The sequence below is a fragment of the Jatrophihabitans fulvus genome, assembly GCF_054781375.1.
Genome location: NZ_BAAGUN010000001.1, coordinates 177,120 through 202,740, shown reverse-complemented (window position 1 = coordinate 202,740; position 25,621 = coordinate 177,120). Strand labels below are relative to the sequence as shown.

Sequence of the window (25,621 nt, the reverse complement as noted above, 5' to 3'; positions counted from 1 at the left end):
CGTCCGCTTGTGCCAGGCTCGCGACCGATTCCGTTGAGTGGCGCGTTCCGGCGTCGAGTGGCGCAAAAGTCCGCGCCACCGAAGGGGTTTCCGCGCCACTCGACAGTCGGGTGGACGAGGGAGCGCGCGGTGGACGAGACGGCGGAACCGACGACCGGCATCACCCGGCGGCGCCTGCTGGGCACCGCGGCGGCGGTGGCCGGCGCGGCGGCGGTGGGGTCGGTCGTCAAGGGCAGCCCCGCGGGCGCCGCCCCTGTCTATCCGGTGGCCCCGCAGGGGACGACGCTGGCGCGCACGCTGGTGCACGGCGCTCCCGGGGCGAAGGGGTACCGCCGCGTCGTCACCGGCCCCGGCGAGCCGTCGGTCGTGCGGGCGGACCTGCTCGGCGGCGCGACCCGCGGCAGCGGCACCCGCACCCCGCTCGTGGCGTTCGGGCAGTTCACCGACATGCACATCATCGACGCGCAGTCGCCGCTGCGCGTCGAGTTCCTCGACCGCCTCAACGACCCGGGCGGCCCCTTGGCCGACTCGCTGCCGTTCTCGTCCGCGTACCGGCCGTGGGAGATGCTCACCGCGCACGTCGCCGAGGCGATGGTGCGGGCGGTGAACGGGCTCGCCGGCGGACCGGTCACAGGCCGCGGGCTCGACTTCACGATCTGCACGGGCGACAACGCCGACAACACCCAGTTCAACGAGGTGCGCTGGCACATCGACCTGCTCGACGGCCGGGCGACCGTGCGTCCGGACTCGGGCAGCACCGCCCGCTGGGAGGGCGTCGGCGGACGGGACGACGCCGACCCCTCCTACTACCAGCCCGCCGGCAACGGCACCGACAACTACCGGGCGCGGTACGGCTACCCGGCCGTACCGACGCTGCACGACGCCGCGCGAGCGCCGTTCCGCTCGACCGGCCTGCGCACCGACTGGTTCTCGGTGTTCGGCAACCACGACGGTCTCGTGCAGGGCACGGTGCCGTCGCTCGGGGTGCTGGGCCTGATCGCCGTCGGGCCGCTCAAGGTCACCGGATTGCCGGCGGGCACCGACCCGGTCGCGGTCGCCGAGGCGGTCGCCCGCGGCGACGCCGCCGCGCTGCGCACCCTGCTGTCGATCGCTCCGGCGAGGTTCGTCACCCCGGACGCGAAGCGCCGGCTGCTGACGCCGAAGCAGGTCGTGGCCGAGCACTTCAACACGACGGGCACGCCGGTCGGCCACGGGTACACGCAGCGCAACCTGGACGCCGGCACCGCGTACTACTCGTTCGACCGTGGCGTGGGCCGGCTCGTGCACGGCATCTCGCTCGACACCGTCACGCCGCAGGGCTACGACTCGGGGTCGCTCGACCGCCCGCAACTGGTATGGCTCGAGAAGCAACTGCAGGCGCACAGCTCGCGCTGGCTGGACACCTCCGGCGCCTGGGTGCGCGGCACCGGCACCGACAAGTACGTCGTGATCTTCAGCCACCACACCGTCGACACGATGGACAACCCGCTCGGCGCCGCCGCCGGACGTGCCCTCGGCACCGAGGTGCGCGACCTGTTGCTGCGCTACCCGAACGTCGTGGCCTGGGTGAACGGCCACACGCACGTCAACTCGGTGACCTCGCACGCCCGTCCGGCGGGCACGGCCGTGGGCGGCGGCTTCTGGGAGATCAACACCGCCTCGCACGTCGACTGGCCCCAGCAGGCCCGCGTGATCGAGCTCGTCGACAACGGCGACGGCACGCTGTCGATCTTCGGGACCGTCGTCGACCACGCCGCCGCGACGAAATGGCCGACGAAGCCCACCACGCCGCTCGAGCTCGCCGCGCTGTCGCGCGAGCTGGCGGTCAACGACCCGCAGCGCGAGCCGGAGACCGCCGATGTCGACGGCCGCCGCGGCACCCGCCGCGACCGCAACGTCGAGCTGCTCGTCCGCGCGCCCTTCACCCTGCCGGCGTCGCTGCGCGCCGGCTGACCGGGTTCGCGATCGGGCCGGCGAGCGCGAGGGCCGACGCGGGGTCGGACAGGTCGACCATCTGCCGGTTGTCGCGCAGCTGCAGCCGGTTGAGGCACGACAGCTCGAAGGTGTCGGCGAACAGGTCGTGCGCCGCGAAGCGCTCGGCCAGCTCGGGATGCGCCTGCTGGTAGCGCAGGCAGCACCCGCGGACGACGTCCCAGAACTCGTCCGCGTCGAGCACGCCGGCGTCGTCCAGCAGACCGGCGAGATGGCGCAGGACGCCGTCGAACACGTCGACGAACACCGACAGCAGGTGCAGCTCGTCCGGAACATCTGCGCGGATGCGCGCAATATCGTCCGGCAGACCTGCATCGGACGACAGCACGGCGACCTCCTCGCCGATGTCCTTCATCAACGCCCGCACCGGCACGTGGTCGCGCAGCACGAGGATGACGTTCTCGCCGTGCGGCATGAACACGAGCGCGTGCGCGTAGAAGCAGTGCAGCACCGGAACCAGGTAGGCGTCGAGGTACCGCCCGAGCCACTCGTCCGCCGTGAGCCCGGACGCCGCGATCAACTCGGCCGCGTACGACGTCCCCTTCGCGTCGACGTGCAGCAGCGACGCCATGGTGGCGAGCCGCTCGCCCTCGCCGACGAAGGCGGACGGGCTCTCGCGCCACAGCCCGGACAGCAGCTTGCCGTACGGCCCGGACGCCGAGTAGCGCGCCGGGCGGTAGCCGACGGCGGCGATCTCGCGCAGCACGTCGAACCCGTGCTCCCGCAGCACGGGGTCGGTGCGCACGAGGTCGGCCACCCACGCGTTCACCGCCGGCGTCGACGCCATGTACGCCGGCGACAGCCCGCGCATGAACCCCATGTTGAGCACCGACAGTGCGGTCTTCACGTACGCCCGGTCGGGCCGGGACACGTTGTGGAACGTGCGGACGGACTGCTGCGGCTGGTACTCGTCCGTGCTCTCGCCGACGCGCACGATGTCGCGCCGGGCCACCTCGGGCGCGAGGGTCACGGCGATCTTGTCGTCCCACTGCCACGGGTGGCACGGCAGCAGACGGTAGGCGTCCGGATCGAGGTCCAGGTCGCGCAGCGTGCGCGCGAACCCGTCGAGCTGGCCCGCGTCGAACTCGGCGGCGAGCAGGCGCTCGTACGACAGCCCGGGCACGCTCGCGAACACCGATCGGTCGCGCCGCACCGCGAGCCACACCAGCCGCACGCGCGAGCCCGTCTCCGGCGCGTAGGCCGCGTGGTCGGCGACGCCGAACCCGAGCCGTCCGTTGTTGGCGACGAAGCCCGGATGTCCCTCGGTCATCGCCGCCTCGATCACCTGGAACGCCGCGTCGAGCAGCTCGGCCGACGTGGGCGCGTCGGGGCGCAACTTCCATGCCCGGCCGGCGAGACAGGCGGCGATCTCCTCGAGGTAGACGTCGACGTTCCCGTCGGGGATGCCGAGCGCGCCGCGCAGGTCGAGCACCAGGTCCTGCGCGTCCGGTTCCGCGCCGTCGCGGCGCACCGAGGACGGCTCGACCAGCCAGTGGTCGAGCGGCAGCACGCGCGCGCGGAAGCGCCACGAGACGTCCGGCGCGTCGACGACCCAGCCGTCGCCGTCCGGGCGCGGCGTGACGAGCCGCTCGTGCGCGAACTCCGCCAGCGCCTTGGCGCACAGGGCACGCTGCGCGACGGCGAGCCGCTCCGGGTCGAGGTGTGCGGTGCTCACGACGCCGCCAGGGTCGCGGCGAAGCCGGCGCGGGTGCAGACGCTGAACAGCGCCTGCTTGTCGGGCAGCGCGATCTCGCGCAGCGGCCGGAACCCCACGAGTGCATTCAGCCGCTGCACCTTCTCGTTGCGGACGTCCGGTTCGACGACCACCCGGCGGACGGACGGGGTCGCGAAGCAGTGCTCCATCACCCCGGTGATCACGGCGCGGGTGAACCCGTGCTCCCGGGCGCCCGCCGGCGGGGCGGTGAGGAAGTGCATGCCGAGGTCGCCGGCGGCGACCTCGTAGTGCCCGGCGAGCGGGCTGTGCGCCGGGTCGTACGTCTCGGCCAGCGCTACGGGCACGCCGTCGCGGGTACCCAGCCAGGCGTCCTGGTGCGGGTCGTCGGCGACGCCGCGGAAGTACTCCCCCACCGCGGCCTCGGACATCGCCGTCATCCCCCACCAGTGCGCGGACGGCCGGGTCAACCAGTCGTGCAGCAACGCGGTGTCGGACGGCACCACCGCACGGAACGCGATCACGCGCGCACCCCCGTCCGCACCCGGGCGGGGACGCCGAACTCCTGGAAGGCGATGCGCTCCTCGACGGGGTACGGCGCCTCGCCGAGCACCGTCCGCAGGATCACCGAGTTGCGGTAGGCGCCCATGCCCAGGTCGGGGGCGACGAGGCCGTGGGTGTGCGCCTCGGCGTTCTGCACGAAGATCTCCTGACCGGTGTGGTCGACGGCGTAGTTGGCGTCGGCCGCGAACCGTCCGGCGGAATCCCAGCGGATGCGGTCGCGCACCGGGTCGAGGAACTCCGGCACGCCGGCGCGGTAGCCGGTGGCGAGCACGAGCGCGTCGGTCTCGAGCGCGAACCGCTCGTCGATCTCGGCCTGGTGCAGGTCGAGCCGGTACCCGGCCCCGTCCCGACGAGCCGCCTCGAGCGCCGTGTTCGTCAGCAGCTGCACGTCGACGCCGGGGGTGCGCGTCACCGTGTAGAGCCGGTCGTAGATGGCGTCGACGAGCTCGCCGCTGATGCCCTTGTACAGCCCGCGCTGCGAGGCCAGCAGCTCGTCGCGCCGCCGCTGCGGCAGCCGCTGGAAGTAGCCGGTGTACTCCGGGGACGTCATCTCCAGCGTCAGCTTCGTGTACTCGAGCGGGAAGAACCGCGGTGAGCGGGTGATCCAGCGCAGCCGAAGGCCGGTCGTCCCGATGTCGGACAGCAGGTCGTACACGATCTCGGCCGCGCTCTGCCCGCTGCCGACGACGGTGACCGTCCGCGCGCGGCGCAGCTCGTCACGGCGGTACAGGTAGTCGGCGCTGTGGCAGGCGGGTCCGTCCTCGACCACCGGCGGCGTCCACGGTTGCGTCCCGACGCCGAGCACGAGGCGGCGCGCCCGGTGCTCCTGCCGCCGGCCGTCCGACGACGCGGACGTCACGACGTAGGCCGACCCGTCGTGCTCGACCCGCTCGACGCGGTGGTCGAAGCGGACGCTGCGCAGCCGGCGCGTCGCCCAACGGCAGTAGTCGGTGTACTCCGCCCGCAGGGGGTAGAAGTTCTCGCGGATGTAGAACGGGTAGAGCCGTCCGACGTCCTTGAGGTAGCCGAGGAACGAGTACGGCGACGTGGGGTCGGCCATGGTGACGAGGTCGGCGAGGAACGGCACCTGCAGCGTCGCGTCGGGCAGCATCATGCCGGGGTGCCACTCGAACTGCGCCTCGCGCTCGAGGAACACGCAGTCGAGGCCGGCGAGCGGCGCGGCGAGGCAGGCGAGGCCCAGGTTGAACGGACCCAGCCCGATGCCCAGCAGGTCGTGGTCGGTCATCGCGCGAGCTCCTGCCGGGCGAGTGCGCGCAGGTCGCCGACGAGACCGGCGACGTGCTCGACGGTCGTGGCGGGGTTGAGCAGGGTCAACTTGAGGAAGGCCCGGCCGTCGACCGTGGTCGCCGCGACGGCACCTCCCCCGGACGCGAACAGGCGCGCGCGGGCCGAGCGGTTGGCGGCGTCGAGGCGGGCGTCCGGCACGCCCGGAGCGACGAAGCGGAACACGAGCGTCGACAGCGACGGTCGCGCCGCGATCTCGACGTCGGGGGCCGCCGCCAGCAACTCGTGCCCCGACCGCGTCAGCTCGATGACCGTGTCGAGCAGCTCGCCGATGCGGTCGGCGCCCAGCTCGCGCAGCGTGAACCACAGTTTGAGCGCGTCGAAGCGCCGCGTCGTCTGCAGGCTGCGATCGACCTGGTTCGGACGCTCGGGGTCGTCGCGCTCGGGATTGAGGTAGTCGGCGTGCCAGGCGACGTGCCGCAGCGTGGCGCGATCGCGCACGATCACGGCGCTCGAGGCCACCGGCTGGAAGAAGGTCTTGTGGAAGTCGACGGTCACCGAGTCGGCGGACTCGATGCCGGCCAGCAGGTGCCGGTGACGGTGCGACGTGACGAGCCCGCCGCCGTACGCGGCGTCGACGTGCAGCCAGGCACCGTGCGCGCGGGCGAGGGCGGAGATCTCGGGCAGCGGGTCGATCGCCCCGAAGTCGGTGGTGCCGGCAGTGGCGACGACCGCCATGGGGGTGAGCCCGTACGTCACGAGTTCCTCGAGCCGGCGGGCCAGCTCGTCCGGACGCAGCTGCCGCTCGCCGTCGACGGCCACGGGCACGACCGCGTCGGCCCCGAGGCCGAGCACGCGGGCGGCCTTGGCGACGCTGAAATGGCCGTCGGCCGAGACGAGTACCCGCAATCGGCCGATGTCGCGCACGTCCGCGGATTCGCGGGCCAGTAGCAACGCCTGCAGGTTCGACTGCGATCCGCCGCTCGTGAAGACACCGTCCGCGGTGGCGCCGAAGCCGAGCCGCGCGGCCGTCCACGCCACCAGCCGCTGCTCGATGAGGGTCGCGCCGGCGCTCTGGTCCCACGTGTCCTGCGAGGTGTTGACCGCCGACGCGAGCACGTCGGCGGCGACCGCGGGCACCGCCACCGGGCAGTTCAGGTGCGCGGCGTAGCGGGGGTGGTGGAACCACACGGCGTCGTCGAGCCACAGCTCGCCGAGCTCCTCGAGCACGGCGTCGCGACCGGCGAGCGGCCGGTCGAGGTCGACCCGTCCGATGCGCTCGCGCAGGCCGGCGGCCGCCGCCCCGGTGAAGGGGCGCTCGACCGTGAGCAGTCGCGTGACGACCTCGTCCCGCATCGCGGTCACGGCGGCGGCGTAACGCTCGGCGCCGGCGGCGTCGAGCAGATCGCCGCGGCCGACGGGCGCGCCGGACGCAGCGGACCCGGCAGTGACGGACGGGGACTCGGGGCGGTGTGCGCGCATCGGCACCTCTCGGACGTCGAAAGTTAGGTAAGCCTCACCTAACTGCACATCCTGGCGCATTTCGCCCTCATCGAGAGGGTGATCACACCTGTGAATCGATGCGGTTCAGTCCCGTTGCACCGTCACCCGTTCGAACCCGCGCACCGCTGCCACCCGCTGCGCCTCGTCCTCCAGGGCCGCGGCCACCTGCTTCGTGAGCCGGCCCGTCTCCAGCCGGATCGTGAGGCGCTTGCCCGACGCCCTGGTGCGCCACGTGCCCACGATCTCGCCGTCGGCGAACACCGCGCCGGGGCGGCCCAGCGTCGGCCACAGCCGCTTGTGCAGCGAGGTGTCGGGCACGATCACGTCCCGGTCACGCGCCTGCAGGTACGGGTCGAACGGGCCGAGCAGCCGCGCCACGCCGGGCGCCGGGGCGTCGAGGTCGGCGTCGTCGGGCAGCCAGGCCTTCTTCCGGCGGAAGGTGACCTCGACGAGATCGTCCGGCCAGTGCTCGGCCACGTCCGCGCGTCTGGCCCCGAGGAAACCGGCCACCTCCGTGGGACCCGCCGGGCCGAGGAAGCGCAGGTAGTCGCGGATCACCGACTGGAGTGCCCGGACGTCCGGGCGCTTCGGCAGCGCCGCCTTCGGACGGCGCAGCAGCACCGGCGGCGACGTGCCCGGGTCGAGCTCGAGCCCGGCGAGCAACGCCGCCACCCGCATGGCCGAGTCGCTGATGTGCACCGCCTTGCACGGGCGGCACTCGCGCTGCATCGCCTCGGGCAACCGCTTCGTGACGGCGGTGCTCGCCTCGCCCTTCGGGGTGGGCGTGCGAACGACAGCCCGCAGCTCCTTCGTGGCGGTCGCGACCTGGTCGAGGGCGGCGATGCCCGCCCGCTCGACGCTCTTCGCGTTCTCGTTCAGCCGCGTCGCGGCGTCCGCCTCCGACAGCGGGAACACCGCCTTCGCGATGCGGTCGAGGTCGGTGCGCGGGTGCACGTGCGGCGCGCCGCGCAGGCTCCACGCCAGGGCGAACGGGCTCCCCGGGCCGACCTCGAAGCCGGTCACGGCGTCGACGTCCTCGACCCGCGCCGCGAGGATCACCGAGGCCGGGTGGCCCATCGCCTCCTGCACGCCGAGGGCGAAGACGTCGAGGTCGCCCGGGCGGGTCGCGTCGCGGTGCAGCCCCTGGGCGGTGACACGGTAGGCGATCGCCTCGTCCCGGGTGACCATCACACCGACGCGGTGGTCAGGCAGAACGGGTGGCCGGCCGGGTCGAGCAGGACACGGAAGCCCTCGGGGTTCGCCTGGTGCTCGGCAACGGTCGCGCCCAGCTCCTGCGCCGCGGCGGACGCGGCGTCGAGGTCGTCGACCGAGAGGTCGAGGTGGAACTGCTTGCCCGGCGCGCCGGCGGCGACGTCGGGCCACTGGGGCGGCATGTAGTCGTCGATCCGGTACGCGCCGATCCACGTGCCGCCGGGCGTCTCGACCGCGACGAACCCGTCGCTCTCGTACGCGATCGTGCCGTCGAGCATGCTCGCCCAGAACTGAGCGAGCGGCTTGGGCTCGGTGCAGTCGAGCGTCACGGACCAGAGCTTTCCCACTGCCATCGTGCGTGTCCTCTCCTCGGGAACGATGCCGTGCAGTCTGCCGTGAATACCTGACACCGAACGTCATGTATTCGCGGCAGAATGGCAGGACATGAGGGCCAGCCGGTTGCTGTCGCTGCTGCTGATCCTCAGCACGCGCGGCCGCACCAGCGCCACCGACCTGGCGCGCGAACTCGAGGTGTCGGTCCGCACCGTCCACCGCGACGTCGAGGCGCTGAGCGCGGCGGGCATCCCGGTCTACGCGACCCGCGGGCGGCACGGCGGGGTGCAGCTGCTCGACGGCTACCGCACCCGCCTCACCGGCATGACGGCGGACGAGGCGGACGCACTGTTCCTCTCGGGATTGCCCGGCGCGGCGGCCGACCTCGGGCTCGGCGGCACGCTCGCCGCGACGCAACTGAAGCTGCTGGCCGCCCTGCCGCCCGAGCTGCGCGACCGCGCGTCGCGCGTCCGCGACCGGTTCCACGTCGACGCGAGCGACTGGCTGCGCGAGCGCACCGACACCACGCCGCCGCCCTGCCTCGACACCGTCGCCGACGCGGTGTGGACGCAGCGCCGCCTGGACGTGCGGTACGAACGCGCCCGCCGCGACGTCGTCGAGCGGACGCTGGACCCGCTCGGCCTCGTGCTCAAGGCCGGCACCTGGTACCTCGTGGCCGCCTCCGAGGGGCGCCCGCCGCGCACCTACCGCGTCTCGCGGGTGCACTCCGCGACCGTCCGCGACGAGGCCGTCGCACGGCCGGACGGGTTCGACCTCGAGACGTTCTGGTCGGCGTTCCTCTCCGATTACGCCGACCGGGTCTACCGGGAGGTCGCGACCGTGCGCGTCGACGCCACCGGACGGGCGCTGTTGTTCCTGCTCGGTTCGATCCCCGCGCGCCACGCCCGGGCGGCGATGGGTGAGCCGGATGCCGACGGCTGGGCGGTCACGACGGTGCCGATCGAGTCGGTACGCCACGCGCAGCACGCCCTGCTGCAGCTGGGCGAGCACCTCGAGGTGCTCGCCCCGGACGAGCTACGCGCCGCCGTCGCCGCGACCGTCGCCGCGCTGAGCGTCCGCTACCGGTGACGCGGGCGGCGCGGGCGGCGCGGGCGGCGCGGGCGGCGCGGTCGGCGCGGTCGGGAAGTCCTCCCGCACCCGCTTGAGGTGCTTGGACATGGACTTGAACAGGAAGTAGCAGGCGATGCAGAGCAACAGGATGACGGCCAACCCGATCGGGCCGGCCTTCGCCGCCTCACCGCTCTTGGCCAGGACGTCGATCACGATCGCACCGTGCCCCTGATGCCGGCGAACAGGTCGTCCTCGGGGATCTCCGAGTCGACCAGCGAACGGGCGAGTTCGAAGTCCTCGGTCGGCCAGAGCTCGCGCTGCATGTCGAGGGGCACCTTGAAGAACCAGCCGTTCGGGTCGACCTGCGTCTCGTGGGCCAGCAGGGCGGCGTCGCGCTGCTCGAAGAAATCGCCGCACGGAACCCGCGTCGTGATCTTGGGCTCGCGCGGCTTCTCCGCCTTCGCGCGCTCGTCCATGCGCTTGAACCACTCCTCGAACGGCGACTCGAGGCCCTTGGCCACCATCGCCTCGTGCAGCAGCGTCATGCGCTCACGCGAGAACCCGCCGTTGTAGTACAGCTTCAGCGGCTGCCACGGGTCGCCGGCGTCCGCGAAGCGGTCGGGGTCGCCGGCCGCTTCGAACGCGCCCACGGAGATCTCGTGCGTCCGGATGTGGTCCGGATGGGGGTAGCCGCCGCGCTCGTCGTAGGTGGTCACGACGTGCGGACGGAACGACCGCATCTCGCGAACCAGCCGCTCGACACCGTCCTCGACGGGCGCGAGGGCGAAGCACCCCTCGGGCAGCGGCGGCAGCGGGTCGCCCTCGGGCAGTCCCGAGTCGACGAATCCCAGCCAGTGCTGCCGGACACCCAGGATCTCGCGGGCCCGCGTCATCTCGGCACGGCGGATCTCGCTGATGTTCGCCTCGATGTCGGCGCGACCCTCGAGCGCGGGGTTGAGGATGCTGCCGCGCTCGCCGCCGGTGCAGGTCACCACGAGGACGTCGACGCCCTCGTGCACGTAACGGGCCATGGTCGCGGCACCCTTGCTCGACTCGTCGTCGGGGTGCGCGTGCACGGCCATCAGTCGCAGTTCTGCCACTCGTCCATTGTCCCTGAGCCCCGGAAACCTGCCACCTCCCGGGGCGGCGGTGTTACGTTCGTAGCTTCCGCTTTTCCTTTTCCGCCGCGGGTTGCGACCCGGATCCGGCCCGACGAACCCCCGGAGGACGACTGTGTCCACGACCGACGACGCGAACGTCACCTTCCTCACCCAGGACGCCTACGACCGGCTGTCCAAGGAGCTCGAGGAACTCATCGCGAACCGTCCGGCCATGGCTCAGGAGATCAACGACCGGCGCGAGGAGGGCGACCTCAAGGAGAACGGCGGGTACCACGCCGCCCGCGAGGAGCAGGGCAAGCAGGAGGCGCGCATCGTGCAGCTGCAGCAGCTGCTGCGCACGGCCAAGGTCGGCGAGGCGCCCGTCAGCGACGGCGTCGCCGGGCCCGGCATGCTCGTGACCGTCCGCTTCGACGGCGACGACGAGGAGGAGACCTTCCTCATCGGCTCGCGCGAGGAGGCGCAGACCGCCGGTGTCGACGTCTACTCCGCCCAGTCGCCGCTCGGCGTGGCCCTGACCGGCGCGTCCGAGGGCGCAACCGTCGAGTACGAGACCCCCAACGGCAGGACGATGAAGGTCACGCTCGTGACGGCCAAGCCCTTCCAGGGCTGACTCACACCAGCGGCAGCACCCGGTACGGGACCGGGTTCGACAGCGCGATCACCGACGACGAGCGGACGACGTCCGGGAACTCGGTGACGCGGTCGAGCACGGCCTGCAGGTCGTCGTTCGAGCGCGCGACCACCCGGCACAGCATGTCGCCGGCACCGGTGATCGTGTGCACCTCGAGCACGTTCGGGATCGCCCGGAGATGCTCGAGCACGGCCCGTCCCTGACCCTGGCTGATCTCGAGCGTGGCGTAGGCGGTCACCTCGAAACCCAGCGCCACCGGGTCGATCGTCGGCGCGAACGTGGCGATCACGCCCCGCTCGACGAGCCGGTCCAGCCGGGCCTGGACGGTCGCCCGCGCCACCCCGAGCCGCCGCGACATCTCCAGCACGCCCACCCGCGGCGCTTCGGCCAGCAGCCGCAGCAGCCGGGCGTCCAGCTCGTCGATCACGGCCTTCGCATCCCTCGCCACCGCGACAGCGTGGCACGGCTTGGCAGGGGGTCGTACTTTCGGACGGGTGACAGCACCGTCCATCAGCACCCTCGCCGAACTGCGCGAGTCGGGCCACGTCCAGCTCTCGGTCAAGACCGAGATCCGCCGCAACCTCATCGGCCGCCTCGCCGCCGGCGAACCGACCCTGCCGGGCATCGTCGGCTTCGACGACACCGTGCTGCCCGAGGTCGAGCGGGCGCTGCTCGCGGGCCACGACATCGTGCTGCTCGGCGAGCGCGGCCAGGGCAAGACCCGCCTCATCCGCACGCTGATCGGCCTGCTCGACGAATGGACGCCCGTCGTGGCCGGGTGCGAGATCAACGACCACCCGTTCGCGCCGATCTGCAACCGCTGCCAGGCACTGCTGGAGCAGGACGGTGAGCTGACGCCCGTCGCGTGGAAGCACCGCAGCGAACGGTTCGGCGAGAAGCTCGCCACCCCCGACACCAGCGTCGGCGACCTCATCGGGGACATCGACCCCATCAAGGTGGCCGAGGGCCGCACCCTCGGTGACCCCGAGACCGTGCACTACGGCCTGGTGCCCCGCACCAACCGCGGCATCTTCGCCGTCAACGAGCTGCCCGACCTCGCCGAGCGCATCCAGGTCGCGTTGCTGAACGTGCTCGAGGAGCGCGACATCCAGGTGCGCGGCTACCAGCTGCGGCTGCCGCTCGACCTGCTGGTCGTCGCGAGCGCGAACCCCGAGGACTACACCAACCGCGGCCGCATCATCACGCCGCTGAAGGACCGGTTCGGCGCCGAGGTGCGCACCCACTACCCGCTCGAACTGACCGACGAGCTCGTGCTCATCGCGCAGGAGGCGGCGGTGCTGTGGAGCGACACCGACTACGCCGCGCCGCTGGTCCCGTCGCACCTGCTCGAAGTGGTCGGCCGGTTCGCCCGCAACGTGCGTGACGCGCCGCAGGTCGACCAGCGCTCGGGCGTCTCGGCCCGCTTCGCCATCGCCGCCGTCGAGACGGTCGCGGCCGCGGCCGTCCGCCGCGCCGCCGTGACCGGCGAGCAGGTCGCCGTCGCCCGCGTGTGCGACCTGCCCGCGGTCGTCCCCGCGTCCCGCGGCAAGGTCGAGTTCGACGACGCGGACGAGGGCCGCGAGTTCGAGGTGCTCGAACACCTGCTGCGCCGCGCGACGGTCGAGACGTTCCGGTCCCGGCTGGCCGGGCTGGACCTGCGCCCGCTGCAGGAACGCTTCGACGACGGCAACACCGTCACCACCGGCGACACCGTCCGCGCGCAGGAGCTGCTCGACCAGCTCGGGGCCGTGCCGGTGCTGTCGGCGCTGCTCGACCGGCTCGAGCCGGACGGCGTCGGCGAGGGGCCGGCCGCCATCGGCATCGCCGCGTCCGCGCTCGAGTTCGCGATGGAGGGCCTGTACCTGAACCGCCGACTGGCCAAGGACTCGGACGGTTCGCGCACGGTCTACGGCGCGTAGCGGGCGGCCGCGGGCAGCTCGAGCCGGTTCGGCGACGTGGTGCGCGTCGTCGGCCGCGGCGCCACCACCGACCTGCTCGGCTGACCCCGCAGCGCGAGCGCCACGCCCGCGCCGCACAGCAGCCCTCCCGGCAGCGCGAACCAGGACGGTTGCTGTCCGAGCACGGCGAACGCCCACAGCGTCGTGACCGCCGGCGTCAGGTACAACAGCGTGCTCGCCCTGGACGGCCCGGAGCGTCGCACGACCGCGAAGTACGCGCCGTACCCGCCGAAGGACGCGAGCACGACGAGCCAGCCGGTCGCCGCCCAGAAGCCCGTCGACGCCGGCGGCGCGAACTCGCCACGGGCGGCGGCCACCGCGACGAAGACCACGGCCGCCGTCGTGGACTGCACCGCGAGCGACATCGGCAGGGACACGCCCGGGCGCCACCGTCGTTCGGACACGGTGCCCGCGGTGAGCGCGAGCAGCGCCGCCACCGGAAGCAGGAACGCCCAGGGCGGCGCCCCGCCCGCACCGAGGTCGCCGCTGACGACGACCAGCACGCCCACCACACCGACGCCCAGGCCGACCATCTGCCGTCGGGTGACCGGTTCGCCGAACGCGCGGCCGGCCACCGCGGCGACGAGCAACGGCTGCGCGCACGTGATCAGCGCGCTCGTGCCCGCCGCGACGCCGACCCCGGCCGCGGCGAAGACACCGCCCAGGTAGAGCACCTGCACGAGCAGACCCAGGACCGCCTGCTGCACGAGCCCGCGCACGGACACCCGCTCGCGCCGGTACGCCACCCACGCGACGAGCACCGCGGCGGAGACGACCGTCCGCCACACCAGCACCGTCACGACCGGCGCCTCCCGGGTACCGACCGCGGCCCCGACGAAGCCCGACGACCAGCACACGACGAGGACGCCGGCGAGCGCGGCGTCCGTCCGATCGGCTCTCATGACACCGACGTAACCACACCGGTGGGTATACTCGCAGTGTCCTACCGAGGAGCAGCGATGACCGACCTTCTGGCCACTCCCCCGCCACTGACCCCTGCAGGCGAGCGCATCGCCGTCGCGGCCGGCGACCTGTTCTTCGCGCACGGGGTGCGCGCCGTGGGTGTCGACGCGATCGCCGAGGCCGCGGGCACGACGAAGAAGACGCTGTACGACCGGTTCGGGTCGAAGGACGCGCTGGTCGCCCTGTGGTTGGTGCGGCGCGCGCTCGCGTGGCAGCAGTTCCTCGAGGCGCAGCTCGCCCGCCGGCGCCGCGGCCCCACGCGCGTGCTGGGCGTGTTCGACGCCGTCGAGCGGTGGATGGCCGGTTCGGCGCGCGGTTGTGCGTTCGTCAACACCTACGGCGAGGTCGGCGGCACCGACCATCCGGCGGTCCCCGTCATCCGCGCCGAGAAGGACTGGATGCGCCGACGGTTCGTCGAGCTGGTCGGCGAGGCGGGCGTTCCGCGGGCCGACACCACGGGCCGCGCCGTGCACCTGTTGTACGAGGGCGCGCTGGTCACCGCCACCGCCGGCGGTGACGGGCGGGCGATCGCCGACGCCCGCAACGCGGCAGGTCGGTTGTTGTCGCGGTGACTAGGTTCGAGGTGTGACCACTTCGAACCGCCCCGTCCGCATCGGGGTCCAGCTGCAACCCCAGCACGCCGACTACAGCGCGCTGCGCCGCGCGGTCGCCGAGGTCGAGGACCTCGGCGTCGACATCGCGTTCAACTGGGACCACTTCTTCCCGCTCTACGGCGAGGCCGACGGCAAGCACTACGAGTGCTGGACGATGCTCGGCGCCTGGGCCGAGCAGACGTCCCGCGTCGAGATCGGCGCGCTCGTCACCTGCAACAGCTACCGCAATCCCGAGCTCGTCGCCGACATGGCCCGCACGGTCGACCACATCAGCGAGGGCAGGCTGATCCTCGGCATCGGTTCGGGCTGGTTCCAGCGCGACTACGACGAGTACGGCTACGACTTCGGCACCGCCGGCGGCCGGCTGAACCAGCTGCGCGACGACCTGCCGCGCATCGAGCAGCGCTGGGAGAAGCTGAACCCCGCGCCCACGCGCAAGATCCCCGTGCTCATCGGCGGCGGCGGCGAGAAGAAGACGCTGCGCCTGGTCGCGCAGCACGGCGACATCTGGCACTCGTTCAGCGACCTCGAGACCTTCAACCGCAAGCAGGAGGTGCTCGCGGGTCACTGCGCCGACGTCGGTCGCGACCCGTCCGCCATCGAGCGGTCGGTCGGCGCGCCCGAGGGCGACCCCGCCGAGGTCGGCGCGGCGTTCCTCGAGGCCGGCGCGACGCTGTTCACCGTCGGCATCGACGGCCAGAACGACTTCGACCTGACGAACCTCAAGGCGTGGCTGCGCTGGCGCGACTCGCTGTGATGGGTAGGACGGGGGTCATGTCGACACCAGACCCGCGCCGCGGCGACGAACCCGGCGACCCCGTGACCCCCGCCCCACCCCGCGACCCGGCCCCCGAGAACGGCTAGGCCGAGTCGCGCTCCTGCGCGTCACGGGCCGCGGCGACGACGGCGGGCAGCACCGCCTGCGCGATCAGTTCGTAGCCGCGGCTCGACGGGTGGAAGCGATCGGCCGAGAACAGCCCCACGTCGAGCGCGAACCGGCCCGACAGTCCCTCCACGTCGGCCACCCGCGCGCCCTCGCCGAGCGCGAGGCGCGACTGCGCCTGCCGCAGCGCCGCGCTCGCCGCCTGCACCAGCGGGCGGAACTGCACCGGCACGAACGGCAGCGCGCTGAGGTCGGGTGCGGGCACGACGACCACCTCGACCCCGCCGCGCCGCAGCTCGCGCACCGCCTGCTGCAGCTGCCCGGCCGCCTGCGGCACGGGCACGAAGTGCGTCATGTCGTTGGCACCGATGACGATCAGCGCCAGGTCGGGGGTCGACGCCAACGCGGCGCGAACCTGGACCGCCAGCGCGGCGCTGCGCGCGCCGGGAACGGCGTGCACCTCGACCCGGCACAACGTGCCGTCCGCGGCGAGCGCCCGGCTCAGCCGTTGCCCGATGGTGTCCGCGGGACGGTCCGCCCCCTGCCCGTACGCGATCGAGTCACCCAGCACCGCCAGTGTCAGCACCCCTCGATGGTGCCTTGCGAACCTGGGGACGGGTACGAACGTCGGCGTGAGCGAGCACCCGTCCAAGACCTGCGCATCCTGCGGCAGGCGGATCGAGTGGCGCAAGAAGTGGGAGCGCACCTGGGACGAGGTCCGCTACTGCAGCCAGGCCTGCCGCACGCGCGGGCTGACCGACGCCGACCGGGAGCTCGAGAGGTCGATCAGGGCGCGGTTGACCCGCAGACCCGTCGCGCTCGCGGATATCGGCGACGAGGACGAACCCCTGCGCCGCGCCGCCCGTCGGCTCGTCGCGCAGGGTGAGGCCGAACTGGTGCAGCGCGGACGGGTAGTCGACCCGTCCACCGCGAGGGGGCCACTGCAGGTGCGCCGCGCCTGAGTCCTCGCAACGCCGCCCCGCGCTGATTACGCTCGACGGGGTGGCATTCCGATATGGCGCCTACGACGGCGGACCCGACCCGCTCGAGGCGCCGTACGACATCCGGCAGGCGCTGGACGAGATCGGCGACGACGTGCTCAACGGCATGTCGCCCCGCAACGCCCTGAACCGCCTGCTGCGCCGGGGCGCGACCGGACGCGACGGGCTCGACTCGCTGCGGCGGCAGGCCCGCGACCGCGCCCGGCAGCTGCGCAGGTCGGGCCGGCTCGACGGCACGCTCGACCAGGTGCGCGAACTGCTCGACCGCGCGGTCGAGGAGGAGAAGCGCGCGCTGTTCCCCATCCCCGACGACTCCGCCCGCATGGCCGAGGCCGAGCTCGACACCCTGCCGCGCGACACGTCGCGCGCGGTACGCGAGCTGGCCGACTACCAGTGGCGCTCGCCGGAGGCCCGCGCCACCTACGACGAGATCCAGGAGCTGCTGCGCAGCGAGGTGCTCGACCAGCAGTTCGCGGGCATGCGCGAGGCGATGCAGAGCGCCACGCCCGAGGACATGGAACGCGTCCGGCAGATGATGTCGTCGCTGAACGACATGCTCGACGCGGACGCGCGGGGCGAGCACACGCAGGACCAGTTCGACGACTTCATGCAGCAGTACGGCGAGTTCTTCCCCGACCAGCCGCAGAACCTCGACGAGCTCGTCGACAGCCTGGCCCGCCGGGCGGCCGCCGCCCAGCAGCTCATGGACTCCCTCACCGCCGAGCAGCGTGAGGAACTGGCCGGCCTCATGGCGCAGGCCATGGGCCAGAGCGGCCTGGCCGACGAGATGGCGCGCCTGCAGCAGGGTCTGCGGGCGGCCCGTCCGGACCTGCAGTGGGGCGGACGCCAGCGCATGGACGGCGAGCAGGGCATGGGCCTCTCCGACGCCACCGGTGCACTCGCCGAGCTCGCCGACCTCGACCAGCTCGAGGAGCTGCTCGGTCAGGACTACCCCGGCGCCAGCATGGACGACATCGACGAGGAACTCGTCGAACGCGCCCTGGGCCGCGCCGCCGTCGACGACATGGCGCAGCTGCGCCGCATCGAGCGCGAGCTGCGCGAGCAGGGCTACCTGCAGCGCAACAGCGACGGCCTGCGGCTGTCGCCGCGCGCGCTGCGCCGGCTCGGCAGCACCGCGCTGCGGCGCGTGTTCGCGGTCGTCGAGTCGCGCGGACGGGGCAGCCACGACGTGCGCGACGCGGGCGCGGCGGGCGAGATCACCGGCGCCAGTCGCGAGTGGCGTTTCGGCGACGAGCAGCCGCTGGACGTCGTCCGCTCCGTCCGCAACGCCGTGCTGCGCAGCGCCGGGGCCGGCGAGCGCGAGGTGCGCATGCAGGCCGACGACTTCGAGGTCGTCGAGACCGAGCGGCGCTCGTCCGCCGCGATCGCGCTGCTGGTCGACATGTCGTACTCGATGGAGCTGCGCGGCACGTGGGGCGAGGCGAAGACGACCGCCCTCGCGCTGCACTCGCTGGTGACGACGAAGTACCCGCAGGACGCCATCGAGATCATCGGGTTCAGCGACTACGCGCGGGTCATGAGCCCGAACGCGCTGGTCGAGCACGACTGGGACCGCGTGCAGGGCACCAACCTGCAGCACGGACTCATGCTCGCCCGCCGCCACCTCGACAAGCACCGCGGCGCCGAGCCGCTGATCCTCGTCATCACCGACGGCGAGCCCACCGCGCACCTCGCCCCCGACGGCTTCGCCGATTTCGCGTGGCCGCCGACGCAGGAGACCATTGCGGCGACCCTTGCCGAGGTCGAGCGCTGCACCCGGCGCGGCGCCACCATCAACGTGTTCATGCTCGACGACGACCCGCGGTTGGTGTCGTTCATGCAGGAACTCGGCCGGCGCAACGGCGGGCGGGTCTTCCAGCCCAAGCGCGGCGCGCTCGGCGAGTACGTCGTCGAGGACTACCTGACCCAGCGTCGCGGCAAGCGCCGCTCGGCGTGACCGTCCGCCGGTCGGACATCGCGGGGTCGGGCACGTTCGCCGACGACGGCCTCGCGGTCGGTGACGTCGCCGTCCGCTTCGACGCCGACGTCGAGTCGGTGGCCGGGCTCGGTCCGCTCAACCACAGCTGCGACCCGAACCTCGGGTGGACGGACGGCCGCACCCTCGTCGCCCGCCGCGACGTCGCCGCCGGGGACGAGCTGACGCTCGACTACGCGACGCTGATCGCCGACGAGGGGTACGTCCTCTGGTGCCACTGCGAGACCTACCGGTGCCGGCAGGTGGTCGAGGGCACCGACCACCGCATCCCGCAACTGCAGCAACGCTATGCCGGCCACTGGGCCCCGCGGGTGCGGGCACTGATCGAGGGCCAATAGCCTCAGGGCATGTCCGCCTACCACCTGTTGCTCGCGGTGCACCTCGTGCTCGCGGTGTTCGCCATCGGACCGCTCGTGCACGGTGCCACCACCGCCGGACGGGGCGTGCGTACCGGCGACGGCGCCGCGGTCGCGTCGTCGGCCCGCATGCTGCGCATCTACTCCTACGTCTCCGTGCTCGTCGTGATCGCGGGTTTCGCGCTGATGTCGCTCGACAGTCCGTACCGCAAGGGCGAGAAGGTCGGCGAGTTCTCGGACGTGTGGATCTGGCTGTCGCTGCTGCTGTGGGCGCTCGCCGCGGGCATCGTCCTCGGCCTGGTCGTGCCCACGCTCGAGAAGGCGAAGACCACCATCGACGGCGAGGGTTCGGTCGTGTCCCTGACCGGACGGGTGGCTGCGGGCGGCGGCGTCGTCGCGATCCTGTTCCTCGTGATCGTCGTGCTGATGGTGTACCGCCCGGGAAGCTGATGGAGATCGTCGAGGCGACCGCGGACCAGACCCGTCCGCTGCGGCTGGCGGTGCTGCGCCCCGGCCTGCCGCCCGACACCCCGACCCTCGAGGACCCGCCCGGCGCCGTTCACCTCGCCGCCCGCGACGGCGGGGAGGTCGTCGGGGCCGCGGTGCTCGTCGTCCGCCCCTTCGCGCGGCAGCCCGGGCGCCGCGGCTGGCAGTTGCGCGGCATGGCCGTCGCCCCGGCGCGGCAGGGCACCGGCGTGGGTGCCCAGGTGCTCGCCGCCGCCGTGCGCCTCGCGGCCGGGCGGGGCGTCGAGGTGCTGTGGTGCCAGGCCCGCACGAGCGCCGTCGGCTTCTACGAGCGACAGGGCTGGCGGGTCGAGGGCGAGGAGTTCACCGGCGCGATGGGGCTGCCCCACGTGCTCATGTGGCGTGCGGTGGAACCTCTGCCGGACGCCACCTCGTCCTAGTTCTACGAGGGAGGACGCGACCGGTGCGTGACGAGGCGGGGTTCCGCGCGTTCGTCGAGGCGAACGGCGCCACCTTGCTGCATGCTGCCCGGCTGCTGACCGGCGACCACCACCGCGGGGAGGATCTCGTGCAGACCGCGCTGACGAAGGTGTACCTGAAGTGGGGACGCATCGACGCCCCGCTCGCCTACGCCCGCAAGGCGCTCGTCACGGCCCACATCGACGCGAGCCGACGCAAGTGGTGGGGCGAGCGGCCCACCGAACAGCTGCCCGAGCTGCCGGCGTCGTCCGAGGCGGGTGTCGCCGACCAGCGCGACGAGCTGCGCCGGCTGCTGGCCGGCCTGCCCGCGCGTGACCGCGCCGTCGTGGTGCTGCGCTACTACTGCGACCTGTCCGAGCAGGACACCGCCGCCAGCCTCGGTATCCCGGTGGGCACCGTGAAGAGCAGCTGCGCCCGGGCGCTCGCGCGGCTGCGGGTGGAGGTGGCGGCCGGATGAGCCCGTCGGAGTTCGACCTGCGCGCAGCACTGCACCAGGGCGAGGGGCAACCGCTCGACCCCGACCGCGTCGTCGCGGCCGGGCGGGCCGAACGCTCCCGCCGCCGCACCCGGCTCGCGAGCGTCGCCGCCGCCATCGTCCTCGTCGCGGGGGGCGCCGGGGTCACCGCGGCGCTCGTGTCGGGCGACGAGGGTCGGACGGGACCCGAGCTGAACGCCGCGCCCCGACCGAGCACCTCCGCGTCCAGCCCGGCCACCCGGGCCCCCGCCGGTGCGCAACAGTCGGACCAGGGTCGCACGAACCCCAGCCGCGGCATCCAGGCGCCGGCCGCCGGCGACGTCCGCTGTCCGGACTCGTTCCCGCAGCGGCTGCTGCCCGGCGGCGGCAGTCCCGGGCAGTTCGGTTCGGACGGCGACCTGTTCCCCACCACACCGGTGTCGATCGTGGTGTGCAGCTACGGCGACCCGGCCACGACCACGGCCCCGGGCCGCACCGTGCTCACCGAGGCGCAGGCCCAGGCGCTGGTCGCGTCGCTCGAGTCGGCTTCGAAACAAGCACCCAGCTGCCCGCCGATCGACGGGCAGGACGACGAGCGGCGGGCGTACGCGTTCCTCGGTGTCGGTTCGGACGGCCGCGCGCTGCGCACCGTCACCGCCGAGTTCGACGGCAACCCCTGCGACACCCGTGTCACCAACGGCACGGCGGTGCGGTTCGCGTGGCAGCCGCCGGCGTCGCTGCAGCCGGTGCTCGACGCGATCCCGACGAGCGCGCCGACCGGCGTCGCGCCCCGTCCGCAGCCGACCGGGAAGAAACACGGCTCACCGGTGCGCTGACATCCTCGTGGACGTGACGGACGACGGCGAGAAGAGCCCCACGGTGATCATCGAGGTGTGGTCCGACCTGGTCTGCCCCTGGTGCTACCTCGGCAAGCACCGGCTGCAGGCAGCCCTGGACGAGCGGCCGGACGCCCGGGCCTTCACGATCCGCATGCGCGCGTTCGAGCTCGACGCGAACGCCTCCCGGGAGCCCGAGACCGTCCGGAGCCTGCTGACCCGCAGGTACGGCGCGCACATGATGCAGGCGGAACAGCAGCTCAAGGACCTCGCCGAGGGCGAGGGGCTGCGCTACGACCTCGCGCGGCTCAACGCGAACACGTCCGACGTGCACCGCGCGACCGCGTACGCCACCTCCGCCGGGCGGGGTTACGAGTTCTTCTCCGCCGTCCAGGACGGGTTCTTCGCGGGCACGCTCGACCCCTACGACCCCGTTGCGCTCGCCGACGTGGCCGGGCGGACGGGCCTGGACCGGGACCGGCTGCGGCAGGTCCTGGACGGCGACGAGTTCGCCGACCGGGTCCGGGCCGACGAGCTCGAGGCACGGCAGCTCGGGGTCACCGGGGTGCCGTTCGTCGTCGTCGACCGCGCCGTGGCCGCACCCGGCGCGCAGTCGGTCGAGGTGTACGGGCAGCTGCTCGACAAGGCCCTCGAGCGGCGGCGCTGACCGTCGTCAGTCGAGCGAGCGGACGAACCCGTCGAGCCGCTCGAGCATGGCGGCGGCCCGCTCGTCGTCGTCGGCGTACCCGTCGGCGAGCATCGTCCGGCCGCCCCGGTGGGTCGGGTGCCGCAGCTGCGCCGAGCAGTCGAGACCGGCGCAGATGTAGGTGCCCACGGTGTCGCCGCGGCGTCCGGCCGTGCCGGTGCGGCGCGCGGCGAACAGCGCGACGTTCGAGCCGTCGTCGACGGCGCGGCACACGCTGCACATGGCCTTGCGACGGGTGCCCGCTCCGGTCGCGGTGGTCGTGACGAGCACGGTCGCGAGCCCGTCCGGACGCTCGACGACGAGGTAGCCGCGGCGCTCTATGCGCGGATCGCGCCAACCGTAGAAGTCGAGCTCGGCGAAGCGCTCGGCCCCGAACTCGCGCGGGACGGTGATGGCCGCGACCTCGCTGCGGGTCGCGTTCACGGCGGCCGCGCGCACGGCGGCCTGGGTCAGGGTCTGCATGGTGGAACTCCAGGTGGGTGGTGCCTGACGGAGGTGGGCTGGGCTCAGCCCGCCACTTCCATCGGACGGTCCACGGGAGTCACGGCGTCCACCCTGGCATGCACTGCAAGGGGTTTGCTCGCTCCACCGGTCAGAGCGGCATCCGTTCGGCCCGCAGGTAGGCCTTCGCGGCCCACGACACCGGGTCGCGCGCGAACCAGCGTTGCAGCGAGCGTCCGTCGAGCGCGTTCGCCAACGCGGCCATGATCATCGACTGGTCGAGCACGAGGCGGCGGTGCCCGACCGAGCCGGTGACGGGGTCGAGACCGTCGTAGAACCCCCCGTCACGCGAGTACACGCCGGGGTAGCGGGCCAGCATCGTCCGAATGTTCGCGATCGCCGCGCGGGGCGCGGCGTCGAGCGCGAGGAACGACGCGTGCGGCGTCACCGCCGTCTCGACCGGACAGGTGGGGCACTGGGCGAGCTGGTCGCCTACGGGCAGCCGTTGCCCGCCGACGCCGTAGATGCCGTAGCCGCCGGTGTCGTCCGGCGTGGACGACGGCGACAGCCCCCACACCGGGAAGCCCAGCTGCCTCGTCGCGTACGCGCGCTGGACGTCGACGGTGCGCCGGTCGGCGAGACCGAAGCTGTGGCGTCCCCACGTCGATTCCGGCACGACGAGGTTCGCCATCAGCGCCTCGAACATGCCGCCGGCGAACGTCGGCAGGAAGCGCCGTCCGGTGTCGGGATCGACGTAGTACCCCTGCCACACGCGGAACGGCTGTCCGCTCCGAGGGTCGCGGACGGTCACGTACCGGCCGCGGGACGGTTGTCCCTGCCCGGCGTCGGACGGGTCGCCCGCGCACCGCACGGGCGGCTGGGTGCGCCACGAACGCCACCACACGTCGCCGGGCATCTGCCGCAGGCCCATGCCCAGGTACATCGCCATGCGCGGATCGCTGTACAGCGCGCTGTTGTGATAGCCGGCCGGCCCCTGCCCCACGTAGTAGCCGCCGTACTGCTGGCCGCCGGTGTTCGCGACGCAGTCGGTCTGCGGCCCGTCGTCGTAGAAGATCGAGAAGTCCGTGGCGCGCAGCAACCGCGTCGCGAGCGGGGCCACGCCGCGCAGCGCCTGCCGGGCGACGACGAGGCCCGACGCGTACCAGCCGTTGTCGACCGCCGAGAGGAAGAAGCAGTTGTTCTGCGCGGGCGCGGTCTGCGTCGCGCAGTCGACGCCGTCCTGCTTGCTGATGACGTCACCGGTGGACGTGTCGTACCACTGGTACAGGAACCCGTGGCTGCGCTTGATTCGCGCGACTGTGCGCAAAATTTGGGTGACGCGTTGCTCGGCCTGCCGGGTTGAGATGACATTCAGGTCCCGCGCCGCGACGACGGCCCAGAGGTAGACGCCGATGTTCGCCGCCGACGTGTACTCGCCACGCACGCCGCCGGGGCCGAGGTTGTCCAGCGGCAGGTGGGTACGCGGGTCGACGTCCGCCTCGAAGAACCGCCACGTGTCCCGGGCGATCTGCTGCAGCAGGGCACGGTCGGACCGCGGCGGCGCGGCGGACGCGGGCGTGACGAGCCCCGCAGTCAGCAGCAGGACGGAGAGCACCACCACGAGGCGTCGCATTCCCCGACACAACGCCCACGGCGGGACGAAGTCAACCGTCAGGGCTCGGCCACCACGATGCCGACGGGTGACGCGGCGCTCATGCCCGGCAGCAGCCCCGTCAGGTCGTCGAGCCCCACTGTCGACGTGACGAGCCGCTGCGGCTCGACCCGTCCGGCGGCGACGTCGGCGAGCATGGCCGGGTAGTCGGCGGCGGCCATGCCGTGGCTGCCGAGGATCTCGAGCTCCTTCGCGATCACGGTGCTCATCGGCACCGCCGGGGACGCGTCGTCACCGACCAGCAGACCGACCTGCACGTGCCGCCCGCGGGGCCGCAACGCCGCGATGCCCGCCCGGACCAGGGCCGCCGACCCGAGCGCGTCGACGGTGACGTCCGCCCCGCCGTCCGTCAGGTGGACGATCGAGGCGACATCGGTCGTGACCGACGCGGCGCCGAAGGCGCGGGCGAGCGCCAGCGCGTCGTCCGAGAGGTCGACGGCGACGACGTGCGCGCCGCGCGAGGCGGCGATCATGACGGCCGACAGCCCCACTCCCCCGCAACCGAGCACCGCGACGCGGTCACCCGCCGCGACGCGGCCGTGGGCGACGAGAGCGCGGTACGACGTCGCGAACCGGCAGCCGAGCGCGGCCGCGGTCGCGAACGACAGCTCGTCGGGCAGCGCCACGGCGTTGACGTCCGCCCACGGCACCGCGACGTACTCGGCGAACGATCCCCACCGCGAGAAGCCCGGTTGCTGCTGGCGTTCGCAGACCTGACCGGCGCCACGGGCGCACGTCGGGCAGGTGCCGCAGGCGCACACGAACGGCACGGTGACGCGGTCGCCGACCCCCACCCGGCGGACGTCCGGGCCGACGGCCACGACCTCGCCGGCGTACTCGTGGCCGGGCACATGGGGCAGCACGATGTCGGGGTCGTGACCGGCCCAGCCGTGCCAGTCACTGCGGCACAGGCCGGTGGCCCGCACCCGCAGCACCATGCCGTCCGCAGGACAGTCGGGCTCGGGCACGTCGCGCACCGACGGCGCCTCGCCGAACGCGTCGACGACGAGCGCCCGCATCAGGCCGGACCCACCCAGCGCAGGTCGTCGAGGTTGACGACGATCGCCTCCTGGGTGGTGCGCGCGATGACCACGACGGCCTCGTCGGCCGGGTCGGGGTTCTCCTCGCGGTGCGGCACCCACGGCGGCACGAACACGTAGTCACCGGGGGACGTCTCGACACGGCGCTCCTGCCCCGTGGCCTCGTCGAGGAACACGAACACGGGATGTCCGCTGACGACGTAGATCGCGGTCTCGGAGTGTCCGTGATGGTGGTTGCCGGAGTTGGTGTCGGCGGGCACGTGCGTCTCGCCCATCCACAGCGCCTGCGACCCGACGGTCGCCCCGCTGATGGCCTCGAGCCGCTGCATGCCGCTGGTCTGCGCGGTGTCGCCCACGAGGCCGGACGGCGCCACGTGGTGCAGGCGGCGGTGGAACGCGTCGGTCATCGTCT

The 25,621-nt window shown here is 73.0% G+C and carries 29 protein-coding genes; 14 read left to right on the top strand and 15 right to left on the bottom strand.

The features are described 5' to 3' along the window. Positions 1-129 precede the first annotated feature (129 nt). Complete coding sequence (locus tag ACYVP9_RS00980; RefSeq protein ID WP_460602817.1) at positions 130-1,953, top strand: metallophosphoesterase family protein; 1,824 nt, start codon at positions 130-132, stop codon at positions 1,951-1,953. Here the strand turns inward: ACYVP9_RS00980 and ACYVP9_RS00975 are convergent. From ACYVP9_RS00975 to ACYVP9_RS00950, 6 genes are all read right to left on the bottom strand, one after another. Further along, positions 1,922-3,667, bottom strand: coding sequence for an IucA/IucC family protein (locus tag ACYVP9_RS00975; protein ID WP_460602816.1), 1,746 nt, complete (start codon positions 3,665-3,667; stop codon positions 1,922-1,924). The two genes, ACYVP9_RS00980 and ACYVP9_RS00975, sit on opposite strands and share 32 nt — an antisense overlap. Continuing rightward, positions 3,664-4,188 (bottom strand): GNAT family N-acetyltransferase, encoded by a 525-nt coding sequence (locus tag ACYVP9_RS00970; protein ID WP_460602815.1) that lies wholly within the window; start codon positions 4,186-4,188, stop codon positions 3,664-3,666. The genes ACYVP9_RS00975 and ACYVP9_RS00970 overlap by 4 nt, the downstream gene beginning before the upstream one ends. Next, positions 4,185-5,474: a lysine N(6)-hydroxylase/L-ornithine N(5)-oxygenase family protein gene (locus ACYVP9_RS00965; RefSeq protein ID WP_460602814.1), complete on the bottom strand. Its 1,290-nt coding sequence runs from the start codon at positions 5,472-5,474 to the stop codon at positions 4,185-4,187. Before ACYVP9_RS00965 ends, ACYVP9_RS00970 begins: the two co-directional genes overlap by 4 nt. Continuing rightward, positions 5,471-6,955 carry a pyridoxal phosphate-dependent decarboxylase family protein gene (locus tag ACYVP9_RS00960; protein ID WP_460602813.1) on the bottom strand — a complete coding sequence of 495 codons (1,485 nt, stop codon included), beginning with the start codon at positions 6,953-6,955 and terminating at the stop codon, positions 5,471-5,473. The genes ACYVP9_RS00965 and ACYVP9_RS00960 overlap by 4 nt, the downstream gene beginning before the upstream one ends. A gap of 105 nt (positions 6,956-7,060) precedes the next feature. Then, the gene (locus tag ACYVP9_RS00955; protein ID WP_460604259.1) at positions 7,061-8,164 is read right to left on the bottom strand and encodes a winged helix DNA-binding domain-containing protein; all 1,104 of its coding nucleotides are present in this window, start codon (positions 8,162-8,164) and stop codon (positions 7,061-7,063) included. Then, positions 8,164-8,541, bottom strand: coding sequence for a VOC family protein (locus ACYVP9_RS00950; RefSeq protein WP_460602812.1), 378 nt, complete (start codon positions 8,539-8,541; stop codon positions 8,164-8,166). The genes ACYVP9_RS00955 and ACYVP9_RS00950 overlap by 1 nt, the downstream gene beginning before the upstream one ends. Positions 8,542-8,632: 91 nt before the next feature. On the opposite strand from ACYVP9_RS00950, the gene ACYVP9_RS00945 reads away from it, so the two are divergent. After that, positions 8,633-9,610 carry a helix-turn-helix transcriptional regulator gene (locus ACYVP9_RS00945; protein WP_460602811.1) on the top strand — a complete coding sequence of 326 codons (978 nt, stop codon included), beginning with the start codon at positions 8,633-8,635 and terminating at the stop codon, positions 9,608-9,610. On the opposite strand, the gene ACYVP9_RS00940 is transcribed toward ACYVP9_RS00945, so the two are convergent. Together ACYVP9_RS00940 and mca are read right to left on the bottom strand one after the other, a co-directional pair. Next, positions 9,557-9,805: a hypothetical protein gene (locus tag ACYVP9_RS00940; protein WP_460602810.1), complete on the bottom strand. Its 249-nt coding sequence runs from the start codon at positions 9,803-9,805 to the stop codon at positions 9,557-9,559. The genes ACYVP9_RS00945 and ACYVP9_RS00940 overlap by 54 nt on opposite strands. Next, on the bottom strand, positions 9,802-10,674 hold the full coding sequence (mca, locus tag ACYVP9_RS00935) for a mycothiol conjugate amidase Mca (protein ID WP_460604258.1): 873 nt from the start codon (positions 10,672-10,674) through the stop codon (positions 9,802-9,804). Before mca ends, ACYVP9_RS00940 begins: the two co-directional genes overlap by 4 nt. 151 nt (positions 10,675-10,825) lie before the next feature. Here mca and greA point away from each other — a divergent pair, with 151 nt between their 5' ends. Beyond that, the gene (gene greA / locus ACYVP9_RS00930) at positions 10,826-11,323 is read left to right on the top strand and encodes a transcription elongation factor GreA (RefSeq protein WP_460602809.1); all 498 of its coding nucleotides are present in this window, start codon (positions 10,826-10,828) and stop codon (positions 11,321-11,323) included. A gap of 1 nt (position 11,324) precedes the next feature. Here the strand turns inward: greA and ACYVP9_RS00925 are convergent, their stop codons facing one another. Beyond that, the gene (locus ACYVP9_RS00925) at positions 11,325-11,792 is read right to left on the bottom strand and encodes an Lrp/AsnC family transcriptional regulator (RefSeq protein ID WP_460602808.1); all 468 of its coding nucleotides are present in this window, start codon (positions 11,790-11,792) and stop codon (positions 11,325-11,327) included. Positions 11,793-11,811: 19 nt separating this feature from the next. On the opposite strand from ACYVP9_RS00925, the gene ACYVP9_RS00920 reads away from it, so the two are divergent. Beyond that, entirely contained in the window at positions 11,812-13,263 is a 1,452-nt protein-coding gene (locus ACYVP9_RS00920) for a sigma 54-interacting transcriptional regulator (protein WP_460602807.1), read from the top strand. Here the strand turns inward: ACYVP9_RS00920 and ACYVP9_RS00915 are convergent. After that, positions 13,251-14,204: a DMT family transporter gene (locus ACYVP9_RS00915; protein WP_460602806.1), complete on the bottom strand. Its 954-nt coding sequence runs from the start codon at positions 14,202-14,204 to the stop codon at positions 13,251-13,253. The two genes, ACYVP9_RS00920 and ACYVP9_RS00915, sit on opposite strands and share 13 nt — an antisense overlap. A 57-nt stretch (positions 14,205-14,261) precedes the next feature. Here ACYVP9_RS00915 and ACYVP9_RS00910 point away from each other — a divergent pair, with 57 nt between their 5' ends. Together ACYVP9_RS00910 and ACYVP9_RS00905 are read left to right on the top strand one after the other, a co-directional pair. Further along, complete coding sequence (locus ACYVP9_RS00910) at positions 14,262-14,837, top strand: TetR/AcrR family transcriptional regulator (RefSeq protein WP_460602805.1); 576 nt, start codon at positions 14,262-14,264, stop codon at positions 14,835-14,837. A gap of 13 nt (positions 14,838-14,850) precedes the next feature. After that, positions 14,851-15,636, top strand: a complete 786-nt coding sequence (locus ACYVP9_RS00905) for an LLM class F420-dependent oxidoreductase (protein WP_460602804.1) — start codon at positions 14,851-14,853, stop codon at positions 15,634-15,636. A gap of 103 nt (positions 15,637-15,739) precedes the next feature. Here the strand turns inward: ACYVP9_RS00905 and ACYVP9_RS00900 are convergent, their stop codons facing one another. Next, on the bottom strand, positions 15,740-16,348 hold the full coding sequence (locus ACYVP9_RS00900) for an SGNH/GDSL hydrolase family protein (RefSeq protein WP_460602803.1): 609 nt from the start codon (positions 16,346-16,348) through the stop codon (positions 15,740-15,742). A gap of 46 nt (positions 16,349-16,394) precedes the next feature. Here ACYVP9_RS00900 and ACYVP9_RS00895 point away from each other — a divergent pair, with 46 nt between their 5' ends. The 8 genes from ACYVP9_RS00895 to ACYVP9_RS00860 are packed head-to-tail and all read left to right on the top strand — an operon-like array spanning position 16,395 to position 22,017. After that, positions 16,395-16,724, top strand: a complete 330-nt coding sequence (locus ACYVP9_RS00895) for a DUF2256 domain-containing protein (RefSeq protein WP_460602802.1) — start codon at positions 16,395-16,397, stop codon at positions 16,722-16,724. Positions 16,725-16,764: 40 nt separating this feature from the next. Next, positions 16,765-18,720, top strand: a complete 1,956-nt coding sequence (locus ACYVP9_RS00890; protein WP_460602801.1) for a vWA domain-containing protein — start codon at positions 16,765-16,767, stop codon at positions 18,718-18,720. After that, positions 18,717-19,097 (top strand): SET domain-containing protein, encoded by a 381-nt coding sequence (locus ACYVP9_RS00885; RefSeq protein ID WP_460602800.1) that lies wholly within the window; start codon positions 18,717-18,719, stop codon positions 19,095-19,097. Before ACYVP9_RS00890 ends, ACYVP9_RS00885 begins: the two co-directional genes overlap by 4 nt. A 9-nt stretch (positions 19,098-19,106) precedes the next feature. Further along, on the top strand, positions 19,107-19,565 hold the full coding sequence (locus ACYVP9_RS00880; RefSeq protein ID WP_460602799.1) for a hypothetical protein: 459 nt from the start codon (positions 19,107-19,109) through the stop codon (positions 19,563-19,565). Continuing rightward, the gene (locus ACYVP9_RS00875) at positions 19,565-20,020 is read left to right on the top strand and encodes a GNAT family N-acetyltransferase (RefSeq protein ID WP_460602798.1); all 456 of its coding nucleotides are present in this window, start codon (positions 19,565-19,567) and stop codon (positions 20,018-20,020) included. The genes ACYVP9_RS00880 and ACYVP9_RS00875 overlap by 1 nt, the downstream gene beginning before the upstream one ends. Positions 20,021-20,043: 23 nt before the next feature. Continuing rightward, positions 20,044-20,517 (top strand): SigE family RNA polymerase sigma factor, encoded by a 474-nt coding sequence (locus tag ACYVP9_RS00870; RefSeq protein ID WP_460602797.1) that lies wholly within the window; start codon positions 20,044-20,046, stop codon positions 20,515-20,517. Next, the gene (locus tag ACYVP9_RS00865) at positions 20,514-21,350 is read left to right on the top strand and encodes a hypothetical protein (protein ID WP_460602796.1); all 837 of its coding nucleotides are present in this window, start codon (positions 20,514-20,516) and stop codon (positions 21,348-21,350) included. Before ACYVP9_RS00870 ends, ACYVP9_RS00865 begins: the two co-directional genes overlap by 4 nt. Positions 21,351-21,363: 13 nt before the next feature. Next, on the top strand, positions 21,364-22,017 hold the full coding sequence (locus tag ACYVP9_RS00860) for a DsbA family oxidoreductase (RefSeq protein ID WP_460602795.1): 654 nt from the start codon (positions 21,364-21,366) through the stop codon (positions 22,015-22,017). A gap of 6 nt (positions 22,018-22,023) precedes the next feature. Here ACYVP9_RS00860 and ACYVP9_RS00855 read toward each other — a convergent pair whose 3' ends face one another. The 4 genes from ACYVP9_RS00855 to ACYVP9_RS00840 form a co-directional block, all read right to left on the bottom strand. Next, entirely contained in the window at positions 22,024-22,518 is a 495-nt protein-coding gene (locus tag ACYVP9_RS00855; RefSeq protein WP_460602794.1) for an FBP domain-containing protein, read from the bottom strand. A gap of 130 nt (positions 22,519-22,648) precedes the next feature. Beyond that, positions 22,649-24,130, bottom strand: a complete 1,482-nt coding sequence (locus ACYVP9_RS00850) for a glucoamylase family protein (RefSeq protein WP_460602793.1) — start codon at positions 24,128-24,130, stop codon at positions 22,649-22,651. A 38-nt stretch (positions 24,131-24,168) separates the two neighbouring features. After that, on the bottom strand, positions 24,169-25,188 hold the full coding sequence (locus ACYVP9_RS00845) for a zinc-dependent alcohol dehydrogenase family protein (protein ID WP_460602792.1): 1,020 nt from the start codon (positions 25,186-25,188) through the stop codon (positions 24,169-24,171). Continuing rightward, entirely contained in the window at positions 25,188-25,616 is a 429-nt protein-coding gene (locus ACYVP9_RS00840) for a cupin domain-containing protein (RefSeq protein WP_460602791.1), read from the bottom strand. Before ACYVP9_RS00840 ends, ACYVP9_RS00845 begins: the two co-directional genes overlap by 1 nt. Positions 25,617-25,621 lie beyond the last annotated feature (5 nt).

What these genes read in the sequence shown, in the direction of transcription:
- ACYVP9_RS00845 (WP_460602792.1), bottom strand. Translation starts at nt 25,188, where the DNA reads ATGCGGGCGCTCGTCGTCGACGCGTTCGGCGAGGCGCCGTCGGTGCGC.
- ACYVP9_RS00910 (WP_460602805.1), top strand. Translation starts at nt 14,262, where the DNA reads ATGACCGACCTTCTGGCCACTCCCCCGCCACTGACCCCTGCAGGCGAG.
- ACYVP9_RS00965 (WP_460602814.1), bottom strand. Translation starts at nt 5,474, where the DNA reads ATGACCGACCACGACCTGCTGGGCATCGGGCTGGGTCCGTTCAACCTG.
- ACYVP9_RS00880 (WP_460602799.1), top strand. Translation starts at nt 19,107, where the DNA reads ATGTCCGCCTACCACCTGTTGCTCGCGGTGCACCTCGTGCTCGCGGTG.
- ACYVP9_RS00855 (WP_460602794.1), bottom strand. Translation starts at nt 22,518, where the DNA reads ATGCAGACCCTGACCCAGGCCGCCGTGCGCGCGGCCGCCGTGAACGCG.
- ACYVP9_RS00840 (WP_460602791.1), bottom strand. Translation starts at nt 25,616, where the DNA reads ATGACCGACGCGTTCCACCGCCGCCTGCACCACGTGGCGCCGTCCGGC.
- ACYVP9_RS00950 (WP_460602812.1), bottom strand. Translation starts at nt 8,541, where the DNA reads ATGGCAGTGGGAAAGCTCTGGTCCGTGACGCTCGACTGCACCGAGCCC.
- ACYVP9_RS00865 (WP_460602796.1), top strand. Translation starts at nt 20,514, where the DNA reads ATGAGCCCGTCGGAGTTCGACCTGCGCGCAGCACTGCACCAGGGCGAG.
- ACYVP9_RS00945 (WP_460602811.1), top strand. Translation starts at nt 8,633, where the DNA reads ATGAGGGCCAGCCGGTTGCTGTCGCTGCTGCTGATCCTCAGCACGCGC.
- ACYVP9_RS00850 (WP_460602793.1), bottom strand. Translation starts at nt 24,130, where the DNA reads ATGCGACGCCTCGTGGTGGTGCTCTCCGTCCTGCTGCTGACTGCGGGG.
- mca (WP_460604258.1), bottom strand. Translation starts at nt 10,674, where the DNA reads ATGGCCGTGCACGCGCACCCCGACGACGAGTCGAGCAAGGGTGCCGCG.
- ACYVP9_RS00960 (WP_460602813.1), bottom strand. Translation starts at nt 6,955, where the DNA reads ATGCGCGCACACCGCCCCGAGTCCCCGTCCGTCACTGCCGGGTCCGCT.
- ACYVP9_RS00915 (WP_460602806.1), bottom strand. Translation starts at nt 14,204, where the DNA reads ATGAGAGCCGATCGGACGGACGCCGCGCTCGCCGGCGTCCTCGTCGTG.
- ACYVP9_RS00955 (WP_460604259.1), bottom strand. Translation starts at nt 8,164, where the DNA reads ATGGTCACCCGGGACGAGGCGATCGCCTACCGTGTCACCGCCCAGGGG.
- ACYVP9_RS00875 (WP_460602798.1), top strand. Translation starts at nt 19,565, where the DNA reads ATGGAGATCGTCGAGGCGACCGCGGACCAGACCCGTCCGCTGCGGCTG.